Source organism: Leifsonia sp. T36S-04 (assembly GCF_042465655.1).
Lineage (GTDB): Bacteria > Actinomycetota > Actinomycetes > Actinomycetales > Microbacteriaceae > Leifsonia.
In genome coordinates, this window is sequence record NZ_CP146286.1 from 1,904,101 (window position 1) to 1,926,607 (window position 22,507).

At 69.3% G+C, this 22,507-nt stretch carries 19 protein-coding genes; 5 read left to right on the forward strand and 14 right to left on the reverse strand.

Translation table 11 applies throughout. From position 1 onward, the window contains the following. Position 1: 1 nt before the first annotated feature. The 3 genes from P3F85_RS09255 to serA form a co-directional block, all read right to left on the reverse strand. Positions 2-1,246, reverse strand: a complete 1,245-nt coding sequence (locus P3F85_RS09255; protein ID WP_374006940.1) for an RNA polymerase sigma factor — start codon at positions 1,244-1,246, stop codon at positions 2-4. Further along, positions 1,247-1,612: a YciI family protein gene (locus P3F85_RS09260; RefSeq protein WP_374006941.1), complete on the reverse strand. Its 366-nt coding sequence runs from the start codon at positions 1,610-1,612 to the stop codon at positions 1,247-1,249. A 93-nt stretch (positions 1,613-1,705) separates the two neighbouring features. Beyond that, entirely contained in the window at positions 1,706-3,298 is a 1,593-nt protein-coding gene (gene serA / locus P3F85_RS09265) for a phosphoglycerate dehydrogenase (protein WP_374006943.1), read from the reverse strand. A 145-nt stretch (positions 3,299-3,443) separates the two neighbouring features. On the opposite strand from serA, the gene P3F85_RS09270 reads away from it, so the two are divergent. Next, positions 3,444-3,824 (forward strand): DoxX family membrane protein, encoded by a 381-nt coding sequence (locus P3F85_RS09270; protein WP_374006945.1) that lies wholly within the window; start codon positions 3,444-3,446, stop codon positions 3,822-3,824. A 7-nt stretch (positions 3,825-3,831) separates the two neighbouring features. Here P3F85_RS09270 and P3F85_RS09275 read toward each other — a convergent pair whose 3' ends face one another. The 9 genes from P3F85_RS09275 to P3F85_RS09315 all read right to left on the reverse strand — a co-directional run bounded on the left by P3F85_RS09275 (position 3,832) and on the right by P3F85_RS09315 (position 13,998). Then, positions 3,832-4,563, reverse strand: a complete 732-nt coding sequence (locus P3F85_RS09275; protein ID WP_374006947.1) for a copper homeostasis protein CutC — start codon at positions 4,561-4,563, stop codon at positions 3,832-3,834. A 108-nt stretch (positions 4,564-4,671) separates the two neighbouring features. Continuing rightward, positions 4,672-5,700 (reverse strand): ketol-acid reductoisomerase, encoded by a 1,029-nt coding sequence (ilvC, locus tag P3F85_RS09280; RefSeq protein ID WP_374006949.1) that lies wholly within the window; start codon positions 5,698-5,700, stop codon positions 4,672-4,674. Between the two features lie 63 nt (positions 5,701-5,763). Continuing rightward, positions 5,764-6,273 (reverse strand): acetolactate synthase small subunit, encoded by a 510-nt coding sequence (gene ilvN, locus P3F85_RS09285; protein ID WP_374006950.1) that lies wholly within the window; start codon positions 6,271-6,273, stop codon positions 5,764-5,766. Between the two features lie 2 nt (positions 6,274-6,275). Continuing rightward, positions 6,276-8,081: an acetolactate synthase large subunit gene (locus tag P3F85_RS09290; RefSeq protein ID WP_374006952.1), complete on the reverse strand. Its 1,806-nt coding sequence runs from the start codon at positions 8,079-8,081 to the stop codon at positions 6,276-6,278. Positions 8,082-8,137: 56 nt separating this feature from the next. Next, positions 8,138-9,832: a dihydroxy-acid dehydratase gene (gene ilvD, locus P3F85_RS09295; RefSeq protein ID WP_374006953.1), complete on the reverse strand. Its 1,695-nt coding sequence runs from the start codon at positions 9,830-9,832 to the stop codon at positions 8,138-8,140. Between the two features lie 72 nt (positions 9,833-9,904). After that, on the reverse strand, positions 9,905-10,726 hold the full coding sequence (otsB, locus tag P3F85_RS09300) for a trehalose-phosphatase (protein WP_374006955.1): 822 nt from the start codon (positions 10,724-10,726) through the stop codon (positions 9,905-9,907). Positions 10,727-10,758: 32 nt separating this feature from the next. Then, entirely contained in the window at positions 10,759-12,324 is a 1,566-nt protein-coding gene (gene otsA / locus P3F85_RS09305) for an alpha,alpha-trehalose-phosphate synthase (UDP-forming) (RefSeq protein ID WP_374010908.1), read from the reverse strand. A gap of 79 nt (positions 12,325-12,403) precedes the next feature. Next, positions 12,404-13,309, reverse strand: coding sequence for an SGNH/GDSL hydrolase family protein (locus tag P3F85_RS09310; protein ID WP_374006957.1), 906 nt, complete (start codon positions 13,307-13,309; stop codon positions 12,404-12,406). A gap of 35 nt (positions 13,310-13,344) precedes the next feature. Continuing rightward, on the reverse strand, positions 13,345-13,998 hold the full coding sequence (locus P3F85_RS09315; protein ID WP_374006958.1) for a TetR/AcrR family transcriptional regulator: 654 nt from the start codon (positions 13,996-13,998) through the stop codon (positions 13,345-13,347). 126 nt (positions 13,999-14,124) lie between these two features. On the opposite strand from P3F85_RS09315, the gene P3F85_RS09320 reads away from it, so the two are divergent. Both P3F85_RS09320 and P3F85_RS09325 read left to right on the forward strand, forming a co-directional pair. Continuing rightward, entirely contained in the window at positions 14,125-17,019 is a 2,895-nt protein-coding gene (locus tag P3F85_RS09320; protein WP_374006959.1) for an MMPL family transporter, read from the forward strand. Then, positions 17,016-18,911, forward strand: coding sequence for a YhgE/Pip family protein (locus P3F85_RS09325; protein ID WP_374006960.1), 1,896 nt, complete (start codon positions 17,016-17,018; stop codon positions 18,909-18,911). Before P3F85_RS09320 ends, P3F85_RS09325 begins: the two co-directional genes overlap by 4 nt. A 13-nt stretch (positions 18,912-18,924) precedes the next feature. On the opposite strand, the gene P3F85_RS09330 is transcribed toward P3F85_RS09325, so the two are convergent. Next, a complete protein-coding gene (locus P3F85_RS09330; protein ID WP_374006962.1) occupies positions 18,925-20,079 on the reverse strand; it encodes an SLC13 family permease in 1,155 nt (384 codons plus the stop codon). A gap of 62 nt (positions 20,080-20,141) precedes the next feature. Here P3F85_RS09330 and P3F85_RS09335 point away from each other — a divergent pair, with 62 nt between their 5' ends. Further along, positions 20,142-20,360 (forward strand): hypothetical protein, encoded by a 219-nt coding sequence (locus tag P3F85_RS09335; RefSeq protein ID WP_374006963.1) that lies wholly within the window; start codon positions 20,142-20,144, stop codon positions 20,358-20,360. Positions 20,361-20,459: 99 nt separating this feature from the next. Further along, positions 20,460-20,969: a hypothetical protein gene (locus P3F85_RS09340; protein ID WP_374006965.1), complete on the forward strand. Its 510-nt coding sequence runs from the start codon at positions 20,460-20,462 to the stop codon at positions 20,967-20,969. A gap of 137 nt (positions 20,970-21,106) precedes the next feature. On the opposite strand, the gene P3F85_RS09345 is transcribed toward P3F85_RS09340, so the two are convergent. After that, positions 21,107-22,483, reverse strand: coding sequence for a glucose-6-phosphate dehydrogenase (locus P3F85_RS09345; protein ID WP_374006967.1), 1,377 nt, complete (start codon positions 22,481-22,483; stop codon positions 21,107-21,109). Positions 22,484-22,507 lie beyond the last annotated feature (24 nt).

The window sequence follows — 22,507 nt, forward strand, 5'->3', positions numbered from 1 at the left end:
CTCACTCGAGAGCGGCCAGGAGTCTCGCGAGAGAGCGCGCCGTCCGCTCGTCCCCCGCTGCGCCGATCGCCTCCCGGAGCGCCGACGCCGCCTCGCGCGGCCGCCCTTCCAGGCGCAGGAGTTCGGCTCGCGCGGCGTGCGCCTGCGCTGTGAGAGGTTCCCGGAAGAGGCCAGGATCGGCGTCGAGCCCGGCCAGCCCCACCTCGGGACCCGCGTCCTGGCTGTGGCCGAGGGCGACCAGCCGACCGAGCCGAGCGGAGGGACTCGGCCACTGCCGCACCAGTCCGTCGTACAGCCGGACGATCGCGGGCCAGTCCGTCGCCTCCCAGGTCGGCGCGGTCGCGTGAAGGCCCGCGATCCCGGCCTGGAGGGCATACCGCCCATCGCCGCCGAGCGCGCTCGCGGCCAGCCGCTCGCCCTCCGCGATCAACGCCGAGTCCCACTGGGTGCGATCGGCCTCGCGGAGCGTGGTGAACTCGTCGCCCGGGGTGAGGCGTGTCGCCTGCCGGGCCTCGGTGAGCAGCAGCAGCGCCAGCAGTCCCGCGCTCTCGTCACCGGGCGCGGTGCGGTGAGCGTCGCGGGCGAGGGCGATCGCGTCCCGTCGCAGGGCGGCGTCCGCGGTGCGGTGCCCGATCGTGTAGAGCAGATAGATCGTGGTCAGGGCGTCCGGCATCCGGTCGGCGACGGTAGCGGGGTCGTCGAGGACGAACCGGAGCTCCGACGTGTGGATGCGCTTCTTCGCGCGCGTGATCCGCGCGGCCATCGTGGGCTCGGAGACCAGGAACACCTCGGCGATCCGAGCCGTGGGCAACCCGCAGACGAAGCGCAGCGCCAACTCGACGCGGGCCTCCGCGGTGAGCGAGGGATGCGCGACCAGGAGGATGAGCTCCAGTCGCTCGTCGCCGGTGAACACGGACTCCTCCCCCCGCTCGGCATCGTCGGCGATGGCACGCTCGGCTCGCGCGATGTCGGCCGCTAGGGCAGGCGTCGCCCTCGCGGCGCTTCTCTCACGCCGCAGCGAATCGAGCGCGACCCGGCGCGCAACGGTGGTGATCCAGGCGGCCGGGTTGTCGGGCGCCCGCCCGCGCGCGGTCTCCTCGACCGCGCGCGCGAACGCCTCCTGCACCGCGTCTTCGGCGAGCAGGAGGTCGCCCGTCGTGCGTGCGACGGCTCCGAGGATGCGCGTGCCCTCCTCGCGCCAGGCGCGATCGAGGCGGGTGCGCTCCGACGGAGCGGTCGGCGTCACTCAGCGCACCGCGTCCAGCACCAGAACCGGATACAGCTCGACCCAGCCCTGCGTGGGGCACAGGGCGGCCAGCTCGCGCGCCTGTTCCGGGGTGGACGCGGTGAAGCTGTAGAAACCGGTGATGACCTCGTCGGTCTCACCGAACGGTCCGGTGGTGAAGACGTGGTCGCCGTCGGCCGTCGGCGTGATCCGCGTCGCCTGGGTCACGGCCTGCAGCGCACTGCTCGCGACGATGCGTTCGCCTGCCGCAGCGACGGCCTCCTGGAAGACCCGATGCCCTGCCATCCCGGTCTGCCAGTCCTCCGCTGTCATCGCGTCGGGGTTCCAGTTCGGCTCGTGGATGAGCAGAACATACTCGTCAGACATGGTGTCTCCTCGGTTCGTAGGGATATCGACACCTCTACGACGCAAGTAGGCCACACAAATCGACAGCGGGGAAGAGAAATCTTCCCGAGTCTTTCAGGACTCGGTGATGTCGATCTCCTGCATCAGGTCGGCGTCGATGGCGAGCTGCACCTTCTCGAGCAGGCCGTCCGGCACGCGCGAGTCGACGGTGAGGACGCTGAGCGCCTTACCGCCGGCCGACGTGCGGGCGATCTGCATGCCGGCGATGTTGATCGCGGCCTCGCCGAACTCGCGGCCGTAGACCGCGACGATGCCGGGGCGGTCGTCGTAGACCATGACCACCAGGTGCTCGGCGACGGGCACCTCGACGTCGTAGCCGTTGATGCCCACGATCTTCTCGATCTGCTTCGGGCCGGTCAGCGTGCCGGAGACGGAGATCTGCGATCCGTCGCTCAGCGCGCCGCGCAGGGTGATGAGGTTGCGGTACTCCTCGCTCACCGAGTCGGTGATGAGGCGGACCTCGATGCCGCGCTGCTCGGCGAGCAGCGGCGCGTTCACGTACGACACCGTCTCGCTGACGATGTTCGTGAAGATGCCCTTGAGTGCGGCCAGCTTGAGGACGCTGACGTCGTAGTCGGCCAGTTCGCCACGCACCTCGACGTCGACGCTGGTGACCGGGCTGCCGGCGAGGCCGGAGAACACCTGGCCCAGCTTCTCGACGAGCGGGATCCCCGGCCGCACGTACGGGTCGATGACGCCGCCTGCGACGTTGACCGCATCCGGGACGAGCTCGCCGGAGAGAGCCAGACGGACGGAGCGCGCAACGGAGACACCGGCCTTCTCCTGAGCCTCGTCCGTGGACGCGCCCAGGTGCGGCGTGACGACGACGTTCTCGAGCGCGAGCAGCGGCGATTCCTGCGGCGGCTCCGAGACGAAGACGTCGAGGCCGGCACCCGCGATGGTGCCGGTGGTGAGGGCGCGGTAGAGCGCGTCCTCGTCGATCAGTCCACCGCGCGCGACGTTCACGACGAACGCGGTGCTCTTCATCTGCGCGAGCTGGTCGTCGGAGATCATGCCGGTCGTCTCGGGCGTCTTCGGCATGTGGATCGTGACGAAGTCGGACTGGGCGAGCAGTTCGTCGAGGGTGACCAGCTGCACCCCCAGCTGCTGCGCGCGCGCGCTGGTGACGTAGGGGTCGTAGGCGATCACGTTCGTGCCGAACGCCTGCAGGCGCGCCGTGATCAGGGCACCGATGCGCCCCAGACCGATGATGCCGACGGTCTTCTCGTACAGCTCCACACCGGTGTACTTCGACCGCTTCCACTGCCCCTGCGCGAGAGCGCTGTGCGCCGCGGGGATGTGGCGGGCGAGACTCAGGATGTGGCCGACGGTGAGTTCGGCCGCCGAGATGATGTTGGAGGTCGGGGCGTTCACGACCATGACTCCGGCGTTGGTCGCGCTCTTGATGTCGACGTTGTCGAGGCCGACACCCGCACGCGCGATGACCTTGAGGTTCTTCGCCACGCCGATGACCTCGGCGTCGACCTTCGTCGCCGAGCGCACCAGGATGGCGTCGGCATCGGCGACCGCCGCGAGGAGCGCCGGCCGATCCGTGCCATCCACCGAGCGGACCTCGAAGTCGGGCCCCAGGGCGTCGACGGTGGCGGGCGAGAGTTCTTCGGCGATCAGGACGACCGGCTTTGTCACGTGGCAGTTCCTTACGAAAGGGAGGGCTGGCTTGGGAGGGGCGCCACGGTCGGTGGGGCGCGGACGGCTTAACTCTAGCGGGGCGGCACGCGCTCTTTTCTCCGCGTTACGCGGCCTGTGGATGCTCGCAGGAGAGGATGGGCTGGTGACACTTTTCGACATCGCACAACTCGTGGTCCGCATCCTGCTCGCGGTGGTGTTCGTCGCGATGGGCACGATGCACTTCGTTCCCGGTCCGTCGCGCGGAATGGCGGCGATGATCCCGCCGGCTCTGCGCGTCGTTTCGCCGCGGGCCCTCGTCGCGTTCACCGGGGTGTGCGAGCTGTCCGGCGGGATCGGTCTGCTGGTGCCCGCCACGCGGGTCGCCGCGGCGATCTGCCTGGTCGTCTTCCTGGTGGCGGTGTTTCCGGCGAACGCCTACGCCGCCGGCAAGACCGAGCGCTTCGGCGCCTTCGCCACCCCGCTGGTCCCGCGCGCCATCCTGCAGGTGGTGCTGATCGGCCTGTGCGTCTTCTGCGCCCTGTAGCGGCGACTCAGCGGGCCAGCGCCGCCATGGCGATGGCGTCGTGGACGGTCGCCGGATCGGTGATGTCGTACACCGCGTCGCCGCCGCCGGGGCCGCTGGGCGCTCCTCGCGCAGTGTCGCGGGCGGACAGGTGCACCGCATCGATCCCGGTCGCGGCGAGTGCGAGGATGTCGTCGACGCTCACTCCCCCGCCGGCCATCACCTCGACGCGTCCGGCCGCGGCCTGGGACAGGGCACCCAGCGTCGCAACGCCGTCGATGCTGCGGGAGGCACGTCCGGAGGTGAGCACCCGGGTCACCCCGAGCGCGATCAGTGCTTCGGCGGCGTCGAACGGATCGGCGACGACGTCCATGGCGCGGTGGAACGTCACCTGCAGTGGTCCCGCCTCGGCCACGATCCGGCGGACGGCCTCCGCGTCGACGTGTGCCGCCTCGGTGAGCGCGCCGATGACGACGCCGGCGGCACCCGCCTCGCGCGCGAAGCGCACATCGGCCAGCGTTGTCGCCAGCTCGTCGGCGTCGTAGACGAAGCCGCCCCCGCGCGGACGCACGAGCACCTGGACGAAGCCCTCGCGGTCGCTTTCGCGAGCCAGCCGGACCGCTTGCCGGATCAGCGCGGCGGACGGCGTGAGGCCGCCCATCCCGAGCGCGCTGGAGAGCTCGATGCGATCGGCGCCCTCCGCCAGGGCGATCCGCACGCCGGCCACGTCCTGAACGGCTATCTCGACGGCGATTCGCATTCCCGGCTCCCAACAGAAGGGTGCCGCACGCGTCGCGTGCGGCACCCCGACCCTACTGCGCAGCGCGAGCCGCGCGTCAGGCTGCTGTCAGCGGTGTGTCAGCTCGCCTCAGCGGGCGACCTCGCCGTCCACGTAGTCGTCGTCGTTCGACGCGTTCCAGGCGAAGAGCTTCCGCAGTTCGCGACCGGTCGCCTCGATGGGGTGCTGCTCGCCCTTCTTGCGGAGCTCCAGGAACTCGGGCGCACCGGCGTCCTGGTCCGCGATGAAGCGCTTGGCGAAGGTGCCGTCCTGGATGTCGGACAGCACCGCCTTCATGTTCTCCTTGACGTGCGGGTCGATGACGCGCGGTCCGGAGACGTAGTCGCCGTACTCGGCCGTGTCGGAGACGCTCCAGCGCTGCTTCGCGATGCCGCCCTCCCACATGAGGTCGACGATGAGCTTGAGCTCGTGCAGGACCTCGAAGTAGGCGACCTGCGGCTGGTAGCCCGCCTCTGTCAGGGTCTCGAAGCCGTACTGGACGAGCTGCGAGACTCCGCCGCAGAGGACGGCCTGCTCGCCGAACAGGTCGGTCTCGGTCTCCTCGGTGAAGGTGGTCTTGATGCCGCCGGCGCGCAGGCCGCCGATGCCCTTCGCGTACGAGAGGACGAGCGGCCAGGCGTTGCCGGTCGCGTCCTTCTCGACCGCGACGATGACGGGAACGCCTCGGCCGGCCTCGTATTCGCGGCGCACCGTGTGGCCCGGGCCCTTGGGAGCGACCATGATCACGTCGACGCCCTCCGGGGCCTCGATGTAGCCGAAGCGGATGTTGAAGCCGTGGCCGAAGACGAGGGCGTTGCCCTCCTGCAGGTTGTCCTTGATGTCGTCGGTGTACAGGTGGCGCTGCACCTGGTCCGGCGCGAGGATCACGATGACGTCGGCCCAGGCCGCGGCGTCTGCGGCGCTGAGGACGCGGAAGCCCGCCTCCTCGGCCTTCGGCTTGGACTTCGAGTCCGCCTTGAGGCCGATGACGACCTCGACGCCCGAGTCGCGGAGGTTCTGCGCGTGCGCGTGACCCTGCGAGCCGTAGCCGATGACGGCGACCTTCTTGCCCTGGATGATCGAGAGGTCCGCGTCGTTGTCGTAATAGATTTCAGCCACTGGTGCTTTCTCCTTGCTCATTGATTCGTGAAGCGTTAGTTCTTTCGTCGCCCGGACGGCGAGCTAGTTCTTGAAGACGCGCTCGGTGATGGACTTGCTGCCGCGGCCGATCGCGAGGAGGCCGGACTGCGCCATCTCCTTGATGCCGTACGGCTCCAGCACCTTGAGCAGGGCCTGGGTCTTGCCGCTGTCGCCGGTGACCTCGATCACCAGCGCGTCGGTGGCGACGTCGACGACGCGGGCACGGAAGAGGTTCACCGCCTCGAGCACCTGCGAGCGGGTGGAGTTGTCGACCCGCACCTTGATCAGCAGGTGCTCGCGCTGGACCGACTGCGCCTGGTCGAGCTCGACGATCTTGATGACGTTGATCAGCTTGTTGAGCTGCTTCGTCACCTGCTCCAGCGGGAGCTCCTCCACATCGACGACGACCGTGATGCGCGAGAGGCCGTCGACCTCGCTCGTTCCCACCGCGAGCGAATGGATGTTGAATCCGCGACGGGCGAAGAGCCCCGCCACGCGGGTCAGCAGACCGGGCTTGTCCTCCACGAGGAGGCTCAGAACGTGTGTGCTCATGGTCACTCCCCTCCGAACGACGGGCTGTGCTCGCGGGCGTACTGGACGTAGCTGTTGCTGACGCCCTGCGGCACCATCGGCCACACCATCGCGTCGGCGCTCACCACGAAATCGAGGACGACCGGGCGGTCGTTGGTCTCGAGCGCGAGCTTGATCGCCGCATCCACCTCTTCTTCTTTCGTGACGCGGATGCCGAGCGCGCCGTACGCCTCGGCCAGCTTCACGAAATCCGGGATCCGGACGGTGTCGTGGCCCGTGTTCAGGTCGGTGTTGGAGTACCGGCCGTCGTAGAACAGGGTCTGCCACTGCCGCACCATGCCGAGCGACGAGTTGTTGATGATCGCGACCTTGATCGGGATGTTGTTGATCGTGCAGGTGGCGAGCTCCTGATTGGTCATCTGGAAGCATCCGTCGCCGTCGATCGCCCACACCACCCGGTCCGGCTGTGCGACCTTCGCGCCCATCGCCGCGGGCACCGCGTAGCCCATCGTTCCGGCGCCGCCGGAGTTGAGCCACGAGTTGGGTCGCTCGTACTTGATGAACTGAGCCGCCCACATCTGGTGCTGCCCGACCCCCGAGGCGTAGATGCCTTCGGGACCGGTCAGCTCGCCGATCCGCTGGATGACGTGCTGCGGGGCGAGCAGTCCGTCGGTGGTGGGCGTGTAGCCGAGCGGGAACTCCTCACGGAGCCCGTTCAGGTAGGTCCACCATTCGACGAGCGCAGGCTTGCCGGCCCGCGTCGCGTCCTGGTAGGCCGCGGTCAGATCGACGATGACATCCTTGGCATCGCCGACGATGGGGACGTCGGCGACACGGATCTTGGAGATCTCGGCAGGGTCGACGTCGACGTGCACGATCTTCGCGTTGGGCGCGAACAGGGAGGTGTTGCCGGTGACGCGGTCGTCGAACCGCGCGCCGAGCGACACGATGAGGTCGGCCTCCTGCAGCGCCAGCACCGCGGGGACGGTGCCGTGCATGCCGGGCATGCCGAGGTGCTGCTGGTGCGTATCCGGGAACGCGCCGCGGGCGGTGAGCGTCGTGACCACCGGAGTGTTCGTGGCCTCGGCCAGCTCGAGCAGTTCCTGGGAGGCCCGCGAGCGGATGACGCCGCCTCCGACGTAGAGGACCGGCTTCTGCGCCTCGGCGAGGAGCTGGGCCGCTGCGAGCACCTGCTTGCCGTGCGCCTTGGTGATCGGCCGGTAGCCCGGCAGGTCGACCTTGGGCGGCCAGACGAACGGGGCCGCGTTCTGCTGGGCGTCCTTCGTGATGTCGACGAGCACCGGTCCGGGGCGGCCCGTGCCGGCGATGTGGTACGCCGCCGCGATGGTCGCCGGGATGTCCTCGACATCCTTAACGAGGAAGGAGTGCTTGGTGATCGGCATGGTGATGCCGACGATGTCGGCCTCCTGGAACGCGTCCGTTCCCATCAGAGTGGAGAACACCTGGCCGGTGATGAAGACCACCGGGACGGAGTCCATGTGGGCGTCCATGATCGCCGTGACGAGGTTGGTCGCCCCGGGTCCGGAGGTCGCCATTGCAACCCCGACGCGGTTGGAGGCGACCGCGTAGCCTTCGGCGGCGTGACCGCCACCCTGCTCGTGACGGACCAGGATGTGACGGATCTTGGTGGAGTCCATGATCGCGTCGTAGATGGGGAGGATCGCGCCGCCCGGGAGGCCGAAGACGTCGGTGACGCCCAGGAGCTCGAGGGTGCGGACGACCGACTGGGAGCCGGTCAGTTTCTCGGGCGCCGCCTTACCGGGCGCCGCGGACGGCAACACACTACTGGGGGTTGCATCCGTTGACATGGATGTCATCAGTCCCTTACGTACGAATGGTGGTTTTACGGTGCGCGAGGTGCGCCTCAGCCGGTGACGGCTCCTTCGGCTGCGGAGCGTACGAGCTTGGAGAACTTCGCGAGAACGCCACGGGTATAGCGCGGAGGAAGAGGCGCCCAGCCTTCACGGCGGGCGGTCAGCTCTGACTCATCGACAAGTAGGTCGAGGGAGCGAGCCGCGATATCGACCCGTATCAGATCACCATCGCGCACGAAGGCGATGGGACCAGCGTCCACCGCTTCGGGTGCTATGTGGCCGATGCACAGGCCGGTTGTGCCGCCTGAGAATCGTCCGTCCGTCAATAGTAGTACATCCTTGCCGAGCCCAGCGCCCTTGATGGCCGCTGTGATGGCGAGCATCTCGCGCATGCCCGGGCCGCCCTTCGGGCCTTCGTAGCGGATGACGACGACGTCGCCGGCGACGATGCGCCCCTCGGTCAGGGCATCCATCGCCTCGCGCTCGCGCTCGAACACGCGCGCCGGACCCTCGAAGATGTCAGCGTCGAATCCGGCCGTCTTCACGACCGCGCCTTCGGGCGCCAGCGACCCCTTGAGGATGGTGATGCCGCCGGTCGGGTGGATGGGGTTGTCGAGCGACCGCATCACCTCGCCGTCCGGAGCGGGCGGGTTGATCTCGGCGAGGTTCTCGGCGACGGTCTTGCCGGTGACGGTCAGGCAGTCGCCGTGCAGCAGTCCCGCGTCGAGCAGTGCCTTCATGACCACGGGGACGCCGCCGTGGCGGTCGACGTCGTTCATCACGTACTTGCCGAACGGCTTGAGGTCGCCGATGTGCGGGACCTTGTCGCCGATCCGGTTGAAGTCGTCGATCGTGAGGTCGACCTCGGCCTCGTGAGCGATCGCGAGCAGGTGCAGCACGACGTTGGTGGAGCCGCCGAACGCCATGGCGACCGCGATCGCGTTCTCGAACGCTTCCTTGGTCAGGATGTCGCGCGCGGTGATCCCCTTCTTCAGGAGGTTCACGACGGCCTCGCCGGAGCGGTGCGCGTAGTAGTCGCGACGACGGTCCGCCGAAGGCGGAGCGGCGGAGCCCGGGAGGCTCATCCCGAGCGCTTCTGCGACGGACGCCATCGTGTTCGCGGTGTACATGCCGCCGCAGGCACCCTCACCGGGAGCGATCGCGCACTCGATGCGCTTGAGGTCTTCCTCGCTCATCTTGCCGGCCTTGCACGCACCGACCGCCTCGAAGGAGTCGATGATCGTGACGTCCTTCTCGGTGCCGTCGGAGAGCTTGACCCAGCCGGGAGCGATCGACCCGGCGTAGAGGAACACGGCCGAGAGGTCGAGCCGCGCGGCGGCCATCAGCATGCCGGGCAGCGACTTGTCGCAGCCGGCGAGCAGAACGGTGCCGTCGAGGCGCTCCGCCATCATCACCGTCTCGACGGAGTCGGCGATGACCTCGCGCGAGACCAGCGAGAAGTGCATGCCCTCGTGGCCCATCGAGATGCCGTCGGAGACGGAGATGGTGCCGAATTGGAGCGGATAGCCGCCACCCGAGTGCACGCCCTCTTTTGCGCCCTGCGCGAGGCGGTCGAGCGAGAGGTTGCAGGGCGTGATCTCGTTCCAGGACGAGGCGATGCCGATCTGCGGCTTCTCCCAGTCTTCATCGCCCATGCCGACGGCGCGGAGCATTCCGCGGCTGGTGGTGGCTTCGATCCCGTCAGTGACGACGCGCGAACGCGGTTTCCAATCGACTTCTGGCATGGATCAACTCTAGGACGTCCCGAATGCCGCTCGGACCATGTAGGACAAAGCGGTGGACAGCTCCCGCCGACGTCAGGCTGTGGACGACTTCAGGTGCGCCTCGCGCGCCTGGGCCAGCAGGCCGAGCAGGGTCGCGATCGCGCGCTCGTCGGCGACGCGGTACTGGGCCGCCGTCTCGCCCGTACCGACCTTGATCCCGACGTCGCCGCGCTCGGGGCGCAGGACCGAGAACCCGTCCTCGTCGGTGACGTCGTCGCCGGCGAACAGGACAGCGGTCGCCTTCGTGTACTCGCGCAGCCGCTCGACGCCGTCCCCCTTGTGCGCCTCGCGCACCGAGAACTCGATGATGTCCTTGCCGTCGCGGATGGTCAGCGTGTCGCTGACCGCGGCTGCCGCCTCCCGCGCCCGTGCGACGACCTCCGGGCCCCGGTCGCCGACGAGTCGGTAGTGGACGCCGAAACCGACCGGCTTCGTCTCGAGCTTCGTCTCCGGGACGCTGTCGACCAGCGCCTGCAGGGCCTCCCCCAGCCGCTCGAGCGTCCGCCGCTCGTCCTCGCTCAGATCGAGGGACACCCCGTCGCGCCCGAAGCGGATCTCGACGCCGTGCGAGCCGACGAGGAGCGCATCCCGATCGGCCTCGGTCACGGTCTCCAGGCTCGACAGCGGACGGCCGGAGACGTACGCGACCCACGTGTTCGGCAGGCGTTCGAGCCGGTCGAGCGCCGCCTTCGACTCGGGCAGGGCGCGGGCGCCGCGCGGCACGTCCACGAAGGGCGCCAGCGTGCCGTCGAAGTCGAGGGCGAGCAGCAGCCGGTCGGCGGTCGCCAGCCGCTGCAGGGCGGAGGCGAGGGCGACGGCGGAGGCCGGCGGGAGGTGCGAAGCGGTGTCTGTCATGGTCCTTCAGGCGTCATGGGAGAGGGATGCGGTCAGCGCCGGTTGACCGGCGGGTCCTGCAGTGGGTGGTCGCCGTGCGCCGCCCGGGTCAGCGCGTCGAGGAAGGACGCCGACCAGCGGGCGACGTCGTTGGTCACGACCTTCTTGCGCAGCGCGCGCATGCGTCGCGTCCGGTCGCGCCGGGGCATCGCCAGAGCCTGCAGCATCGTCTCCTTGAGGCCCTCGATGTCGTGCGGGTTGATCAGCAGCGCCTGGCGGAGCTCGTCCGACGCGCCGGCGAACTCGCTGAGCACGAGCACGCCGTCGTCGTCGACGCGGCTGGCGACGTACTCCTTCGCGACCAGGTTCATCCCGTCGCGGAGCGCGGTGACCAGCATGACGTCGGCGGCGAGATAGAGCGCCACCATCTCCTCGCGCGGGTAGCCGTGGTGGAGGTAGGCGACCGCGGTGTGCCCGAGCGTGGAGTAGTCGCCGTTGATGCGCCCGACCGTGAGTTCGATCTCGTCACGCAACTGGCGGTACGTCTCGACACGCTCCCGGCTGGGACTCGCCACCTGGACCAGCGTCACGTCGTCCGCCTTGACCCGGCCCTCCTCGAGCAGCTCCCCGAAGGCCTTCAGCCGGTGGCCGATCCCCTTGGTGTAGTCGAGCCGGTCGACGCCGAGCATGATCTTCTCGGGATTCCCCAGCTCCTCCCGGATCTCACGGGCGCGCGCCTGGATGTCGGGACGCCGGGCGAGATCCTGGTACTGCTCGGTGTCGATCGAGATCGGGAAGGCACGTGCCAGCACCGTCCGCACCAGGCCGCCGCGGCGGTCGGTGGTGACGTGACGGTGGGATCCGGCGGCGGGGTCGTCCGTGTCGATCGGCACCTCGATGATCGGGCCGCGCGTCTCGTAGCCTTTGAGGCGCCGCACGGCGCGCGAGAAGTTGCCCGCGTCGGCAACCCGCTGGAAGCCGATCACGTCGGCGCCCAGCAGTCCGTCGATGATCTGGCGGCGCCACGGCAGCTGCGAGTAGATGCCGTACGGCGGGAAGGGGATGTGGTTGAAGAAGCCGATCACCAGGTCCTGCCGCAGCTCGCGGAGCATGGCCGGGACCAGCTGCAGCTGGTAATCGTGCACCCAGACCACAGCGCCCGGAGCGGCGACCGATGCGGCCGCCTCGGCGAACCGTCGGTTGACCCTGACATACGACTCCCACCACTCTCGGTGGTAGCTCGGCTGGGCGATCACATCGTGGTAGAGCGGCCAGAGCGTGTCGTTGGAGAAGCCCTCGTAGTACTCCTGGAGCTCCTGCTCGGAGAGCGGCACCGGGAGGATGTTGATCCCGCCCGCTTCGAACGGCTCGATCTCCTCGTCGGAGACGCCGGCCCAGCCGATCCACACGCCGTCCTGCGACCGCATGACCGGCTCGAGCGCCGCAACCAGACCGCCGGGTGACGGCCGCCAGTCCGCGCCGCCGTTCTCGTCGATCACGCGGTCGACGGGGAGCCGGTTGGAGACGATGATCAGGTCGTACGTCTCGCTGTCCGGTGAATCAGCGGATTCGGTTGCGGCATCGGTCGCGGAGGCGGTCGGAGCAGGTGTGGCGGTGATGGTGGGTCAACTCCCTCGGGGAGGTCGGGACGTGAACACCAGCCAGGGTACCAGCGCCCTCACCGCATCCCAGGGGTGCCTAGCCCGCCGTGCCCAGCAGCTGGATGAGCCGGCTCGCGTATTCGGCATAGCCGGCCGCGGTGGGATGGAACACGTCAGGACCCGTCGTGTTCAGCCACGGCGTCCGGTCGCCGATGGCGTGCCCCGCGAAGTCGACGGGGAGGAACACGATCGGGGTGCCGCCGGCCCGCTGCACCTCCACAGCCTGCCGGATGACCTCGTTGAGGCCCAGTGTCGCGGCGTTGATCGCGGCCGCGGTCTGGAAGTCGGCCGCGCTCGGATCGGACGCGTCGTACAGCTGCGCATACCCCGTGACGACGATGCGCGCATTGGGGGCGGACTGGGCGACGGCGCTGAGGACGGTGTCGAGCCGGTCGGGCAGCACGTTGAGCAGGGAGAGCGCCTCGGTGACCTGATTCCGGCATGCGACGGCCTTCCCTGCGGCGCAGTCGCCCGCGATGGATGCGACCCCCAGGTCGTTGCCGCCGATGCTGACGGTGACCAGGTCGGTGCGGTCGTCCAGCGCGATCAGCTGGTGCTTCAGCAGATCGGAGGTGGTCGCACCGGCGCAGGCGGCGTTGACGACGAGGTCGATCCCGGCCTTGCGGGCGAACACCGACGGATAGCTGTCGCCGCTGAGCCGGCACTTGCCCTGCTCGGCGCCCGCGCCCATCCCGGCCGCGTAGGAATCGCCGATCGCGACGTACCGGGTGGATGCGGTGAGCGGCTCGGAGCGGAACGGATCGGGCGTCGCTGTCGGTGTCGGCGTCGCGCTCGCCGCCTGGCGGGGCTGGGAGGCATTGCCGGGCGCGCCCGAGCATGCGCTCAGCGCCAGGGCGGAAGCGGCCGCGATCGCGACGACGGCGACGCGGAGCACACGGGAGGCGCGCCGCGCGCGGGGGTCTCGGGATGCTTCGGGTCGCATCCCTCAGACACTAGCGGCCGAGGCTTGGGGAACGCTCACACCCGCTCGGTGAGGGCGAACAGGATGGCCGGAACCGACTCGGACAGCCGCTCCTGGAAGGTGCGCTGGTCGTCGGCGAGCACCGCTCGCGCCTCCCCGTTCGCGCACAGCTCCGCGATCACGCGCACCGCCTCTTCCGGGGCGATGATGAACCGCCGGCCCGCGCTGGCGAGCGCCTCGACCACGATCTCGGTCAGATCGGCGAAGAACTCGTCCTGGTACCGGAGGTAGTCGGCGGCGATCGCGTGATCGCGGAGGGCCATCAGCTGGAATTCGGCCTGGACGAGCCACCACCGGCGGTCGTCGGACTGGAGCTCGAGGACGCGGGTGATGGTCTGCAGCACGTCCTCGTCGCCGAGGTCCGCGCCCTGCTCGCCCACGAGCGGCGTGAGGAACTGGGCGACGCCCGTGTTGAGCTGCTCGAGCCGCATCGTCTTCTCCCGGTCCATCAGGGCGAAGAACAGCTCCTCTTTGCTGGAGAAGTTGGAGTAGAAGGCGCCACGCGTGAACCCTGCGGCCTCCGCGATCGTCTCGACGCTCGCCGCGCGAACGCCGTGCTCGGCGAACACATCGAAGGCCGCGTCCAGGAGCCGGGAGCGGGTCTTGTGGCGTCGCGCCGACTCGGTGGGAGCGTCCTCACTGAGAGTCATGCTGTTCAAGCTGAAACCTTCCTGAATCCACCTTCGATACAGCAGTGTATCCGATACGGTTCTGTACGGATACATCGATGTATCGAACTATTCCTTCACTTTCGGTACTCACCCACTGGAGAACCCGTGTCCTCGCTCTTGTATTCGGTCGGCCGGTGGGCCTACCGCGCCCGCAAGCTCGTCGTGATCATCTGGATCGGGCTCCTCGCCGTATTCGGCGGCGGGGCCCTCCTCTTCAATCAGGGTACGGACAACAGCTTCAGCATCCCGGGCACGGAGTCACAAGAGGCACTCGACACGCTCAGCCGCACGTTCCCGCAGGTCAGCGGCACGACCGCACAGGTGGTCGTGGTCGCTCCGGACGGCGCGACGGTCGACGACGCCGACGTCAAGCAGCCCATCGAGGACGCGGTCGCACAGTTCACGGACATCCCCGGGGTCTCCGGAGTCAGCTCCCCCTACTCGAAGCAGGTCAAGAACCTCATCTCGGACGACCGCTCCGCCGCCATCATCACGGTGCAGCTGAAGGGTCAGATGACCACGGTGACGGCCGACACCAAGACGGCGATCACGGACGCCGGGGCCGATCTCGCGAAGAGCCTGCCCGAGGGATCGAAGTCGGCCGTCGGCGGCCAGCTCTTCTCGCAGAACCTGCCGACGCTGTCGGTGATCGAACTGCTCGGCGTCGGCATCGCGCTCGTCGTCCTCATCCTGACGTTCGGCTCGTTCCTGGCCGCCGGGATGCCGCTGCTCACGGCCATCCTCGGCGTGGCCATCTCGATGTGCCTGATCTTCATCGCCACCCTGTTCGGCTCGGTCTCGTCGACCACGCCGATGCTGGCGCTGATGCTCGGCCTCGCCGTCGGGATCGACTACTCGCTGTTCATCATCTCGAGGCATCAGGGCCAGCTGAAGGCGGGTGTGCCGCCGGAGGAATCCGCCGCGCGCGCCGTCGCCACGGCCGGCTCCGCCGTGCTCTTCGCCGGGATCACGGTGATCATCGCGCTCGCGGGTCTCGCGGTCGCGGGAATCCCGTTCCTCACCACGATGGGCATCGCGGCCTCTGTGGCGGTCGCCGTCGCGGTCATCATCGCGCTGACGCTCACGCCCGCGCTCCTCGGCTTCGCCGGAGCGCGGCTGACGCCCGGACGCCGCAAGGCGGCCCGTGCGGCCAAGCGGCACGACGCCTCCACTCCGGAAGAGGGCACCCCCGCCGCGGCGCCGGAGCCCGCACCCGCCGCCGACTTCGCCCATGCCGCCACTGCGGAGATCCCACCGGGCTTCTTCCGCGGCTGGGTCCGCACGGTGACGCGCATCCCGATCATCACCGTCGTCGCGGTCATCGTCGGCCTCGGTATCGCCGCGCTACCGGCGCTGCAACTGCGCCTGGCCCTGCCGGACGCGGGCTCCCAGCCCTCCGGCTCCCCCGCCCGGGTCGCGTACGACCTGGTCACGGACCACTTCGGACCCGGCTACAACGGACCTCTCATCGTCACCGGTTCCATCATCCAGAGCTCCGATCCCGTCGGTCTGATGACGAAGATCGGCGACGAGATCGCCGACCTGCCGGGTGTCGCCTCCGTTCCGCTCGCGACACCGAACGCGACGGCCGACACCGGCATCGTGCAGGTCGTTCCGACCACGGGCCCGAACGACCAGAAGACGGCCGACCTCGTCGCGGAGATCCGCTCCAAGCACCAGCACTTCCTCGACGAGTACGGCGTCGACCTCAAGGTCACCGGCAACACGGCCGCGCAGATCGACGTCTCCTCGCGGCTCGCCGGCGCGTTGCTGCCGTTCGGCGTGCTCGTCGTCGGCCTGTCGCTCATCCTGCTGACGATGGTGTTCCGTTCCATCGCCGTACCGATCAAAGCGGCGCTCGGCTACCTGCTCTCCGTGGGCGCTGCCTTCGGCGCGGTGACGGTCGTGTTCGAATGGGGCTGGCTGGCGGACGCGCTGCACGTCGACAAGACCGGTCCGATCATCTCGTTCATGCCGATCATCCTGATGGGTGTGCTGTTCGGCCTCGCCATGGACTACGAGGTCTTCCTCGTCAGCCGGATCCGCGAGGACTACGTGCACGGCGGCAACGCGCGCCGCGCGATCCAGAGCGGATTCGTGGGCTCGGCGAAGGTCGTGACGGCTGCGGCGATCATCATGATCTCCGTGTTCGCCGCGTTCGTCCCCGAAGGCGACGCATCGATCAAGCCGATCGCGCTGGGACTGGCGGTGGGCGTCTTCGTCGACGCGTTCATCGTGCGCATGACCCTGGTGCCCGCCGTGCTGCAACTGCTCGGCGAGAAGGCCTGGTGGATGCCGCGCTGGCTCGACCGCATCCTCCCCTCGTTCGACGTCGAGGGCGACGGCCTGCAGAAGGAGCTGGTCCTCGCCGAGTGGCCCGAACCGGGCGCACAGCTCGTCGCGGCCGCGGATGGGCTGAGCGTCACCGCGCGCAAGCGCACGCTCGTGGGCGACGTGTCGTTCCGGCTCGGAAACGGCGAGGTCCTCGTCGTGCACGGAGGCGACCGGACCGCGGCGGTCGCGCTCCTCATGGCGATCACCGGACGAACGCCCGTGGACGGCGGCACGGTCAAGGTCGCGGGCTTCGTGCTCCCGACGCGCGGCTCGGCCGTTCGATCACGCACCTCGATCGTGCGTCTGGACTCGTCCGAGACTCCCGTGGACGACATCCGTCGCGCCCTGGACAGCCGCCCGCAGTTGCTCGCGCTCGACGCGGTCGACTCCGTCACCGACCCGATCGAGCGCCGCCGCATCCACGCCGAGCTCACGGCCGCGCTCAGCCGCGCCCGGGTCGAAGACCGGCCGTTCGCGCTCGTCGTGAGCTGCGTCGACCCGTCCGGGCTGGACGATCTGCTCCCGAGCACCGTCGAGCCGACGGCCGTCGACCTCGACGACGCCCCGGGCAAGCCGGGCCGCCCGGGCGAGGCGCCCGACTCCGATCCGTTCGACACCGACCGCGCCGAGCACGGCGCCCACCTCGAAAAGGCCGACGCACGATGACCACGCCCACCTCACCCCTGCGTCCTTCTTCCGTGCGCCGCCCCGGCTCCCTGTTCTCGCTCGAGCGCATGCGTTCCGACAAGCGGATCACCTGGCTCACCATCGTGGGCATCCTCCTCGTTCCCATCGTCATCGGCGGCCTGCTCGTCTGGGCGCTGTGGAACCCGACCGAGCGACTGCACGACGTCAAAGCTGCGGTCGTGAATCTGGACCAGCCGGTGAAGCTCAACGGTCAGACCGTTCCGCTCGGGCGGCAGCTGGCCGCCGGACTGCTCGACTCGAAGAACGACAACTTCACGTGGGTCCTGACCGACAAGAAGGACGCCGACAAGGGAGCGGCGAGCGGCGAGTACGTCTCAGTCGTCACGATCCCGGAGAACTTCTCGAAGGCGGCGACCTCCACCGCCGGAGCGGCGTCCGACGCGACGCAGGCCACCATCGACGTCCGCACCAGCCAGGAGTCCAAGCTCGTCGACCCGGCCATCAGCCAAGCGGTCACCACCACGGCGACCTCCGTGCTGAACAAGCAGTTGACCTCGACCTACATCGAGAACGTCTATGTGGGCTTCAACACGCTGGGCGAGCAACTCGGCAAGGCGGCCACCGGCGCCGATCAGCTTGCCGGCGGACTCACGCAACTGGCTGGCGGGACCCACCAGCTCGCCGATGGCGCCGCGCAGCTCGCAAGCGGCGCATCGTCGCTGGCCGGAGGCATCTCGCAGCTGTCGGACGGCACGTCCGGCCTCGCAGGCGGCCTGCAGAAGCTCTCGGCGAGCGGACCGGCGCTGAACCAGGGGGCGTCGCAACTCGCCGGCTCGGCCGCAGCCGCGTCGGGCTCGCTCACGCCCGCGACCAACGCCATCAACGCGGCGACGGCGCAGAACTGCGCACCGCCCATCCTCGACCCGAAGCTCGGCGCGCTCTGCCAGACGCTGAGCGACCAGCTGGTGAACCTCAACACGGCCCAGGCCTACAGCGCCGGGGTCGCCTCCGGTGCCCAGACCTTCGCCGGCCAGCTCGGGCAGTACACGGGCGGCGTCGCGCAGTCGGCCTCGGGGGCGGCGCAGCTCGCTTCCGGCGCGTCGATGTCCGCCGACGGCGCCTCGCAGTTCGCGACCGGCGTCCAGCAGCTGAGCGACGGCATCCCTGCGCTCGCCTCGGGCGCCGACCAGTCGGCCTCCGGCGCCGCGTCGCTCGCCTCCGGCCTGCACACTGCGGTGAAGCAACTGCCGAGCTACGACAGCGGAGAGCGGGCCAGCCTCGCAACGGTGGCGGCCGAGCCCGTCGCGCAGAAGACCTCCGGCACCACCGCCTTCGGCACGTCCAGCATCCCGCTGTTCGCGTCGGTCGCCCTCTGGCTTGGCGCGCTGGCGACCTTCCTGGTGCTGCAGGCGCTGTCGCGCCGGGCGCTGCTGACGTCGAGGGCCGCCGGACGCATCGCGCTGGACGGCTTCCTGCCCGCCGCTGCGGTAGGCGTCGTTCAGGGCGCTCTCGTCGCCGCCGTCATGGCGCCCGCGCTGGGCCTCGACGTCGGTCACTGGTTCGGCTTCGCGGGCCTCGCCGCGGCGACGGGGATCGCCTTCGCGGCGGTCAACCACGGCCTGGTCGCCCTGCTGGGCGGGGTGGGAAGGTTCCTCTCGATGCTCGTCGTCGTGGTGACCCTGGCCTCCGGCATCGTCTCCACGGCCCCTGGCTTCTTCGACGCGCTGGTTCCCTGGCTCCCGACATCTCCGGCGATCACTGCCCTGCAGGGCGCGATCGATGGGTCGGCGGACGCCTGGCGCGGGCTGGGCGGACTCCTGCTGTGGGCGGCGTTCGGGTTCGCCCTGGCGCTGATCGCGGTCGCACGCCGACGCGTGATCAATGCCGCGCAACTGCTTCCGGCCGAGTGAGCAGCCGCGACCGCTAGATCGTGTAGGCGAGCGCCAGCGTGGCGAGCACGACCGTCACCGGCGCCACGATCAGCCCGAGCAGCATGTAGCGGCTCCAGCGGATCTCCACGTCGAACGACGTCAGGCGCTGGTGCCAGAGCAGGGTCGCGAGCGACGCCCACGGGGTGATCAGCGGACCGGCGTTCACGCCGATCAGCAGCGCGGCCAGCCGCGCGGGGCTCTCCGCCACGGGCTCCAGCGCGAGGTATGCGGGCAGGTTGTCGATCGCGTTCGCGCCCACGAGCCCGGTCAGCGACAGCCTCAGCAGCGCGAGCGGCGACTCTCCCGTCCCCGAGACCGCCGCCATCAGCGTCCCGAGCCCGAGCGCATGCAGCGCCTCGATGAACAGGAACAGGCCGGAAGCGAGCAGGACCAGCTGCCATGGGATCAGGCCGAAGCGGACCACCCCGCGCCGGCGGACGAGGAACACGACCCCGAGCACGAGTGCGGCGATCGTCGTCGGCAGCCACACGGGCAGGCCGGAGACCAGCAGCGGGATGAGCGCGACGACCACCGCGCCGGAGATCCAGAACAGCACCCGGTCCTCGATGCCGTCCTCCTCGCCCGTCTCGTACCGGACGAGCAGCGACCGCCGCGCGATGAGGAACACCACCACCATCGGGACCACCATCGCGACCAGCGCCGGCGCCAGCATGAGCGAAGCGAAGGCGGCGGGCGACGGGTCTCCCATGGCGTGCTGGGCCAGCAGGTTCGTCAGGTTGGAGACCGGCAGCAGCAGGGAGCCGGCGTTCGCCATCCACACCGTCGTCAGCGCGAACGGCAGCGGGTTGAGTCCGGCGTGCCGCGCCATCACGATGACCACGGGGGTCAGCAGGACCGCAGTGGTGTCGAGCGACAGGAAGATCGTGCTCAGCGCGGCGACGAGCACCACCAGCAGCCAGAGCACCCAGGCGCGACCGTGGCCCCAGCGGGCCGTCTGCTGCGCGAGAACGGTGAAAACGCCGGCCTCGGCCGCCAACTCGGTCACCACGGTGATGGCGACGACGAACAGGAGGATGGGCCACACCCGGTCCCACAGCTCGACCACCTCGGGTACGGGCAGGAGTCCCGTCGCCACGGCGATGCCACCCAGAACGAGGAGCACGGCGCCCACGATTGCGGTGCGCATCCTCCTCCTCCCGATCCCGACTAACGAAGCGTACGCTACGGGGCGACACCGAAAGGAACGGGATGCGCAAGTACCTCTTCAATGGCGCCGTGATCAGTGCGGCGATCGGGCTGTGGACCACCGTCCAGTCGTCCAAGAACGGGCCGCGCGACTGGCGCATCCCGTTGATGTGGATCAACGCCGCCATCTCGCTGGCCCTGGCCGTCGGTGCGGTGGTTCAGGAGTCGCGGGAGGCGTCCGAGCGCGAATCCAAGCCTCTCGCGTCGCGAAAGCGCGGCTGACCCGCCGATTTCTGCCGAATCTCCCGGCGTGTCCAGCGCGTTTCCGCGCTGGGCGTCCAGGACACTTGTATCAACGGTGAACCTGGAAGGGGTTGGGCGATGTTTGGTCGTAGGCGGCATGCCGCGGCAGTTCCGGTGGCTCCGGTCGCCCAGTCGACGTCCGCGCAGTTGACGGATGCCCAGATCCTCGAGCTCGTGCACACCAAGGTGTCGGAGCTGATCGGCACGAACGGCGAGTGGACGGTCATCCGCCGCGCGCAGGACGACACCGACACCATCTTCCACTCCATCCTCGCCCAGTCCGTATCGGTCGGGATCGCCGCCGCCATTGCGGAAGCGCGTCGCCGCCTCGAGGCCGGGGAGTCCCTCTCCGAGCCGCAGCACCTGGCGCCCCCCGTCGCGGACGAGCCCCGGGCCGCTGCGGTCGAGCCTTCCGAGGTCGCCACCGTCGAGACTCCCGCAGCCGACGCACCGGCCGCCGACGCACCTGCCGCAGAGCTGGAGCCGGCCGCCTTCGGCTGGGAGCCCGCACCGATCACTCAGTGGACGGACCTGCGCAAGCCGGTGACCGGCGAATTCCCGGTCATCGCGCACCGCTCCGCGGCCTGACGGCCTGCCGCGCCTGCCGCGCAGCGAAGGAGAAGTGGGCCCAGATCTCCTTCGATTGGCAGTGCTGAAGGAGATTCGCACAGGATTCGGCCGATTCTCCTTCGTTCCGGAGTGCTTGCGGCGCGGGGACCGGGGGGTCAGCCGAGCTCGGTCCAGTCCTTCGGACCCTCTGAGCCTGCCGGGTACTCCTCCAGCGGGACCTTCCCGTCGTGCCATGCCTTCAGCACCGGCTCCACGATCCGCCAGCACTCCACCGCGGTGTCTGCGCGGACCGACAGCGACGGGTCACCGTCGAGGATGCCCTCCAGCACCTCGCCATAGGCCAGGAGCGCGCCCGGGCCGAAGGCCGCTTCGAGAGTCGTGCGCTCCAGCACGTGCGGATCGCCGGCCCCGTTGACGTCGATCTCGAGCGACATCGAGTCGGGAGCGAACATCAGCCTCAGCTTGGCCGGCTCCGATGCGCCGGTGAGACCCGTCGGAATGTGCCGGGCGGGGCTGAAGGTGATCACCATCTCGCGCCGGCGACTGCCGAGCGCCTTTCCGGAGCGCAACGTGAACGGCACGCCCTTCCATCGCCAGGTGTCGATCTGCAGTGTGACCTCGGCGAGCGTCTCCGTCTCGCGTGACGGGTCCACGCCCGCTTCGTCGGCGTACGCGGGCAGCTTCTTTCCGTCGATCTCGCCGGCGGTGTACCGGGCACGCCGGCTCGACGCGACGGGGTCGTCGTTCCAGACTTTCGTCGCGCGCAGTACCAGCCCCTTCGCATCGCGCAGGTCGGCGGCTCCCAGGGTCGACGGCGGCTCCATCGCGAGCACGGCCATCACCTGGAGCAGGTGGCTCTGGATCATGTCCATCAGCGCTCCGGCGCTGTCGTAGTACCGCGCCCGGTTCTCGAGGGCGAGCGTCTCGTCGTAGATCACGTCGACCCGCTCGATGTGGAGGCCGTCCCAGAGCGGTTCGAGGATGCTGTTCGCGAAGCGCACCCCGAGGATGTTGAACACACTGGAGCGCCCGAGGAAGTGGTCGACACGGTGGATCTGGTCCTCCGGAACGAGCCGGGCCAGCTGCTCGTTGAGTGCGATGGCGCTCTTCCGGTCGGTGCCGAACGGCTTCTCCAACGCCAGGGTGAGTCCCTTCGGTAGGTCGATGTCCTCGAGGACCTTGCAGGCCTTGGCCGTAATGGCCGGCGGCAGCGCGAAGTAGAGCGCCGGCACGCCGTCGACGCTGTCCAGCAGGCTCTTCAGCTCGTCGGCGCTGGTCGCGTCCGCCTTCACATACCGGGTGCTCTTCAGCAGCCGATTTACGGCCTTTCCGTGCGCCTTGACCGTCGCGAACGACTTCTCGACGACCGCGCGCCAGCTGTCGTCGTCGAGGTCGTCACTGCTCGAGCCGACCAGGGAGAGGACGCGGTCCGGCTGGTCCGTGAGCAGCTGTCCGATCGCAGGGAGGAGCAGCCGTGACGTGAGGTCTCCGGATGCTCCGAGAATCACAAGAGTGTCCACGGACGGCGTCATGCCCATCACAGTACGTCCATACTG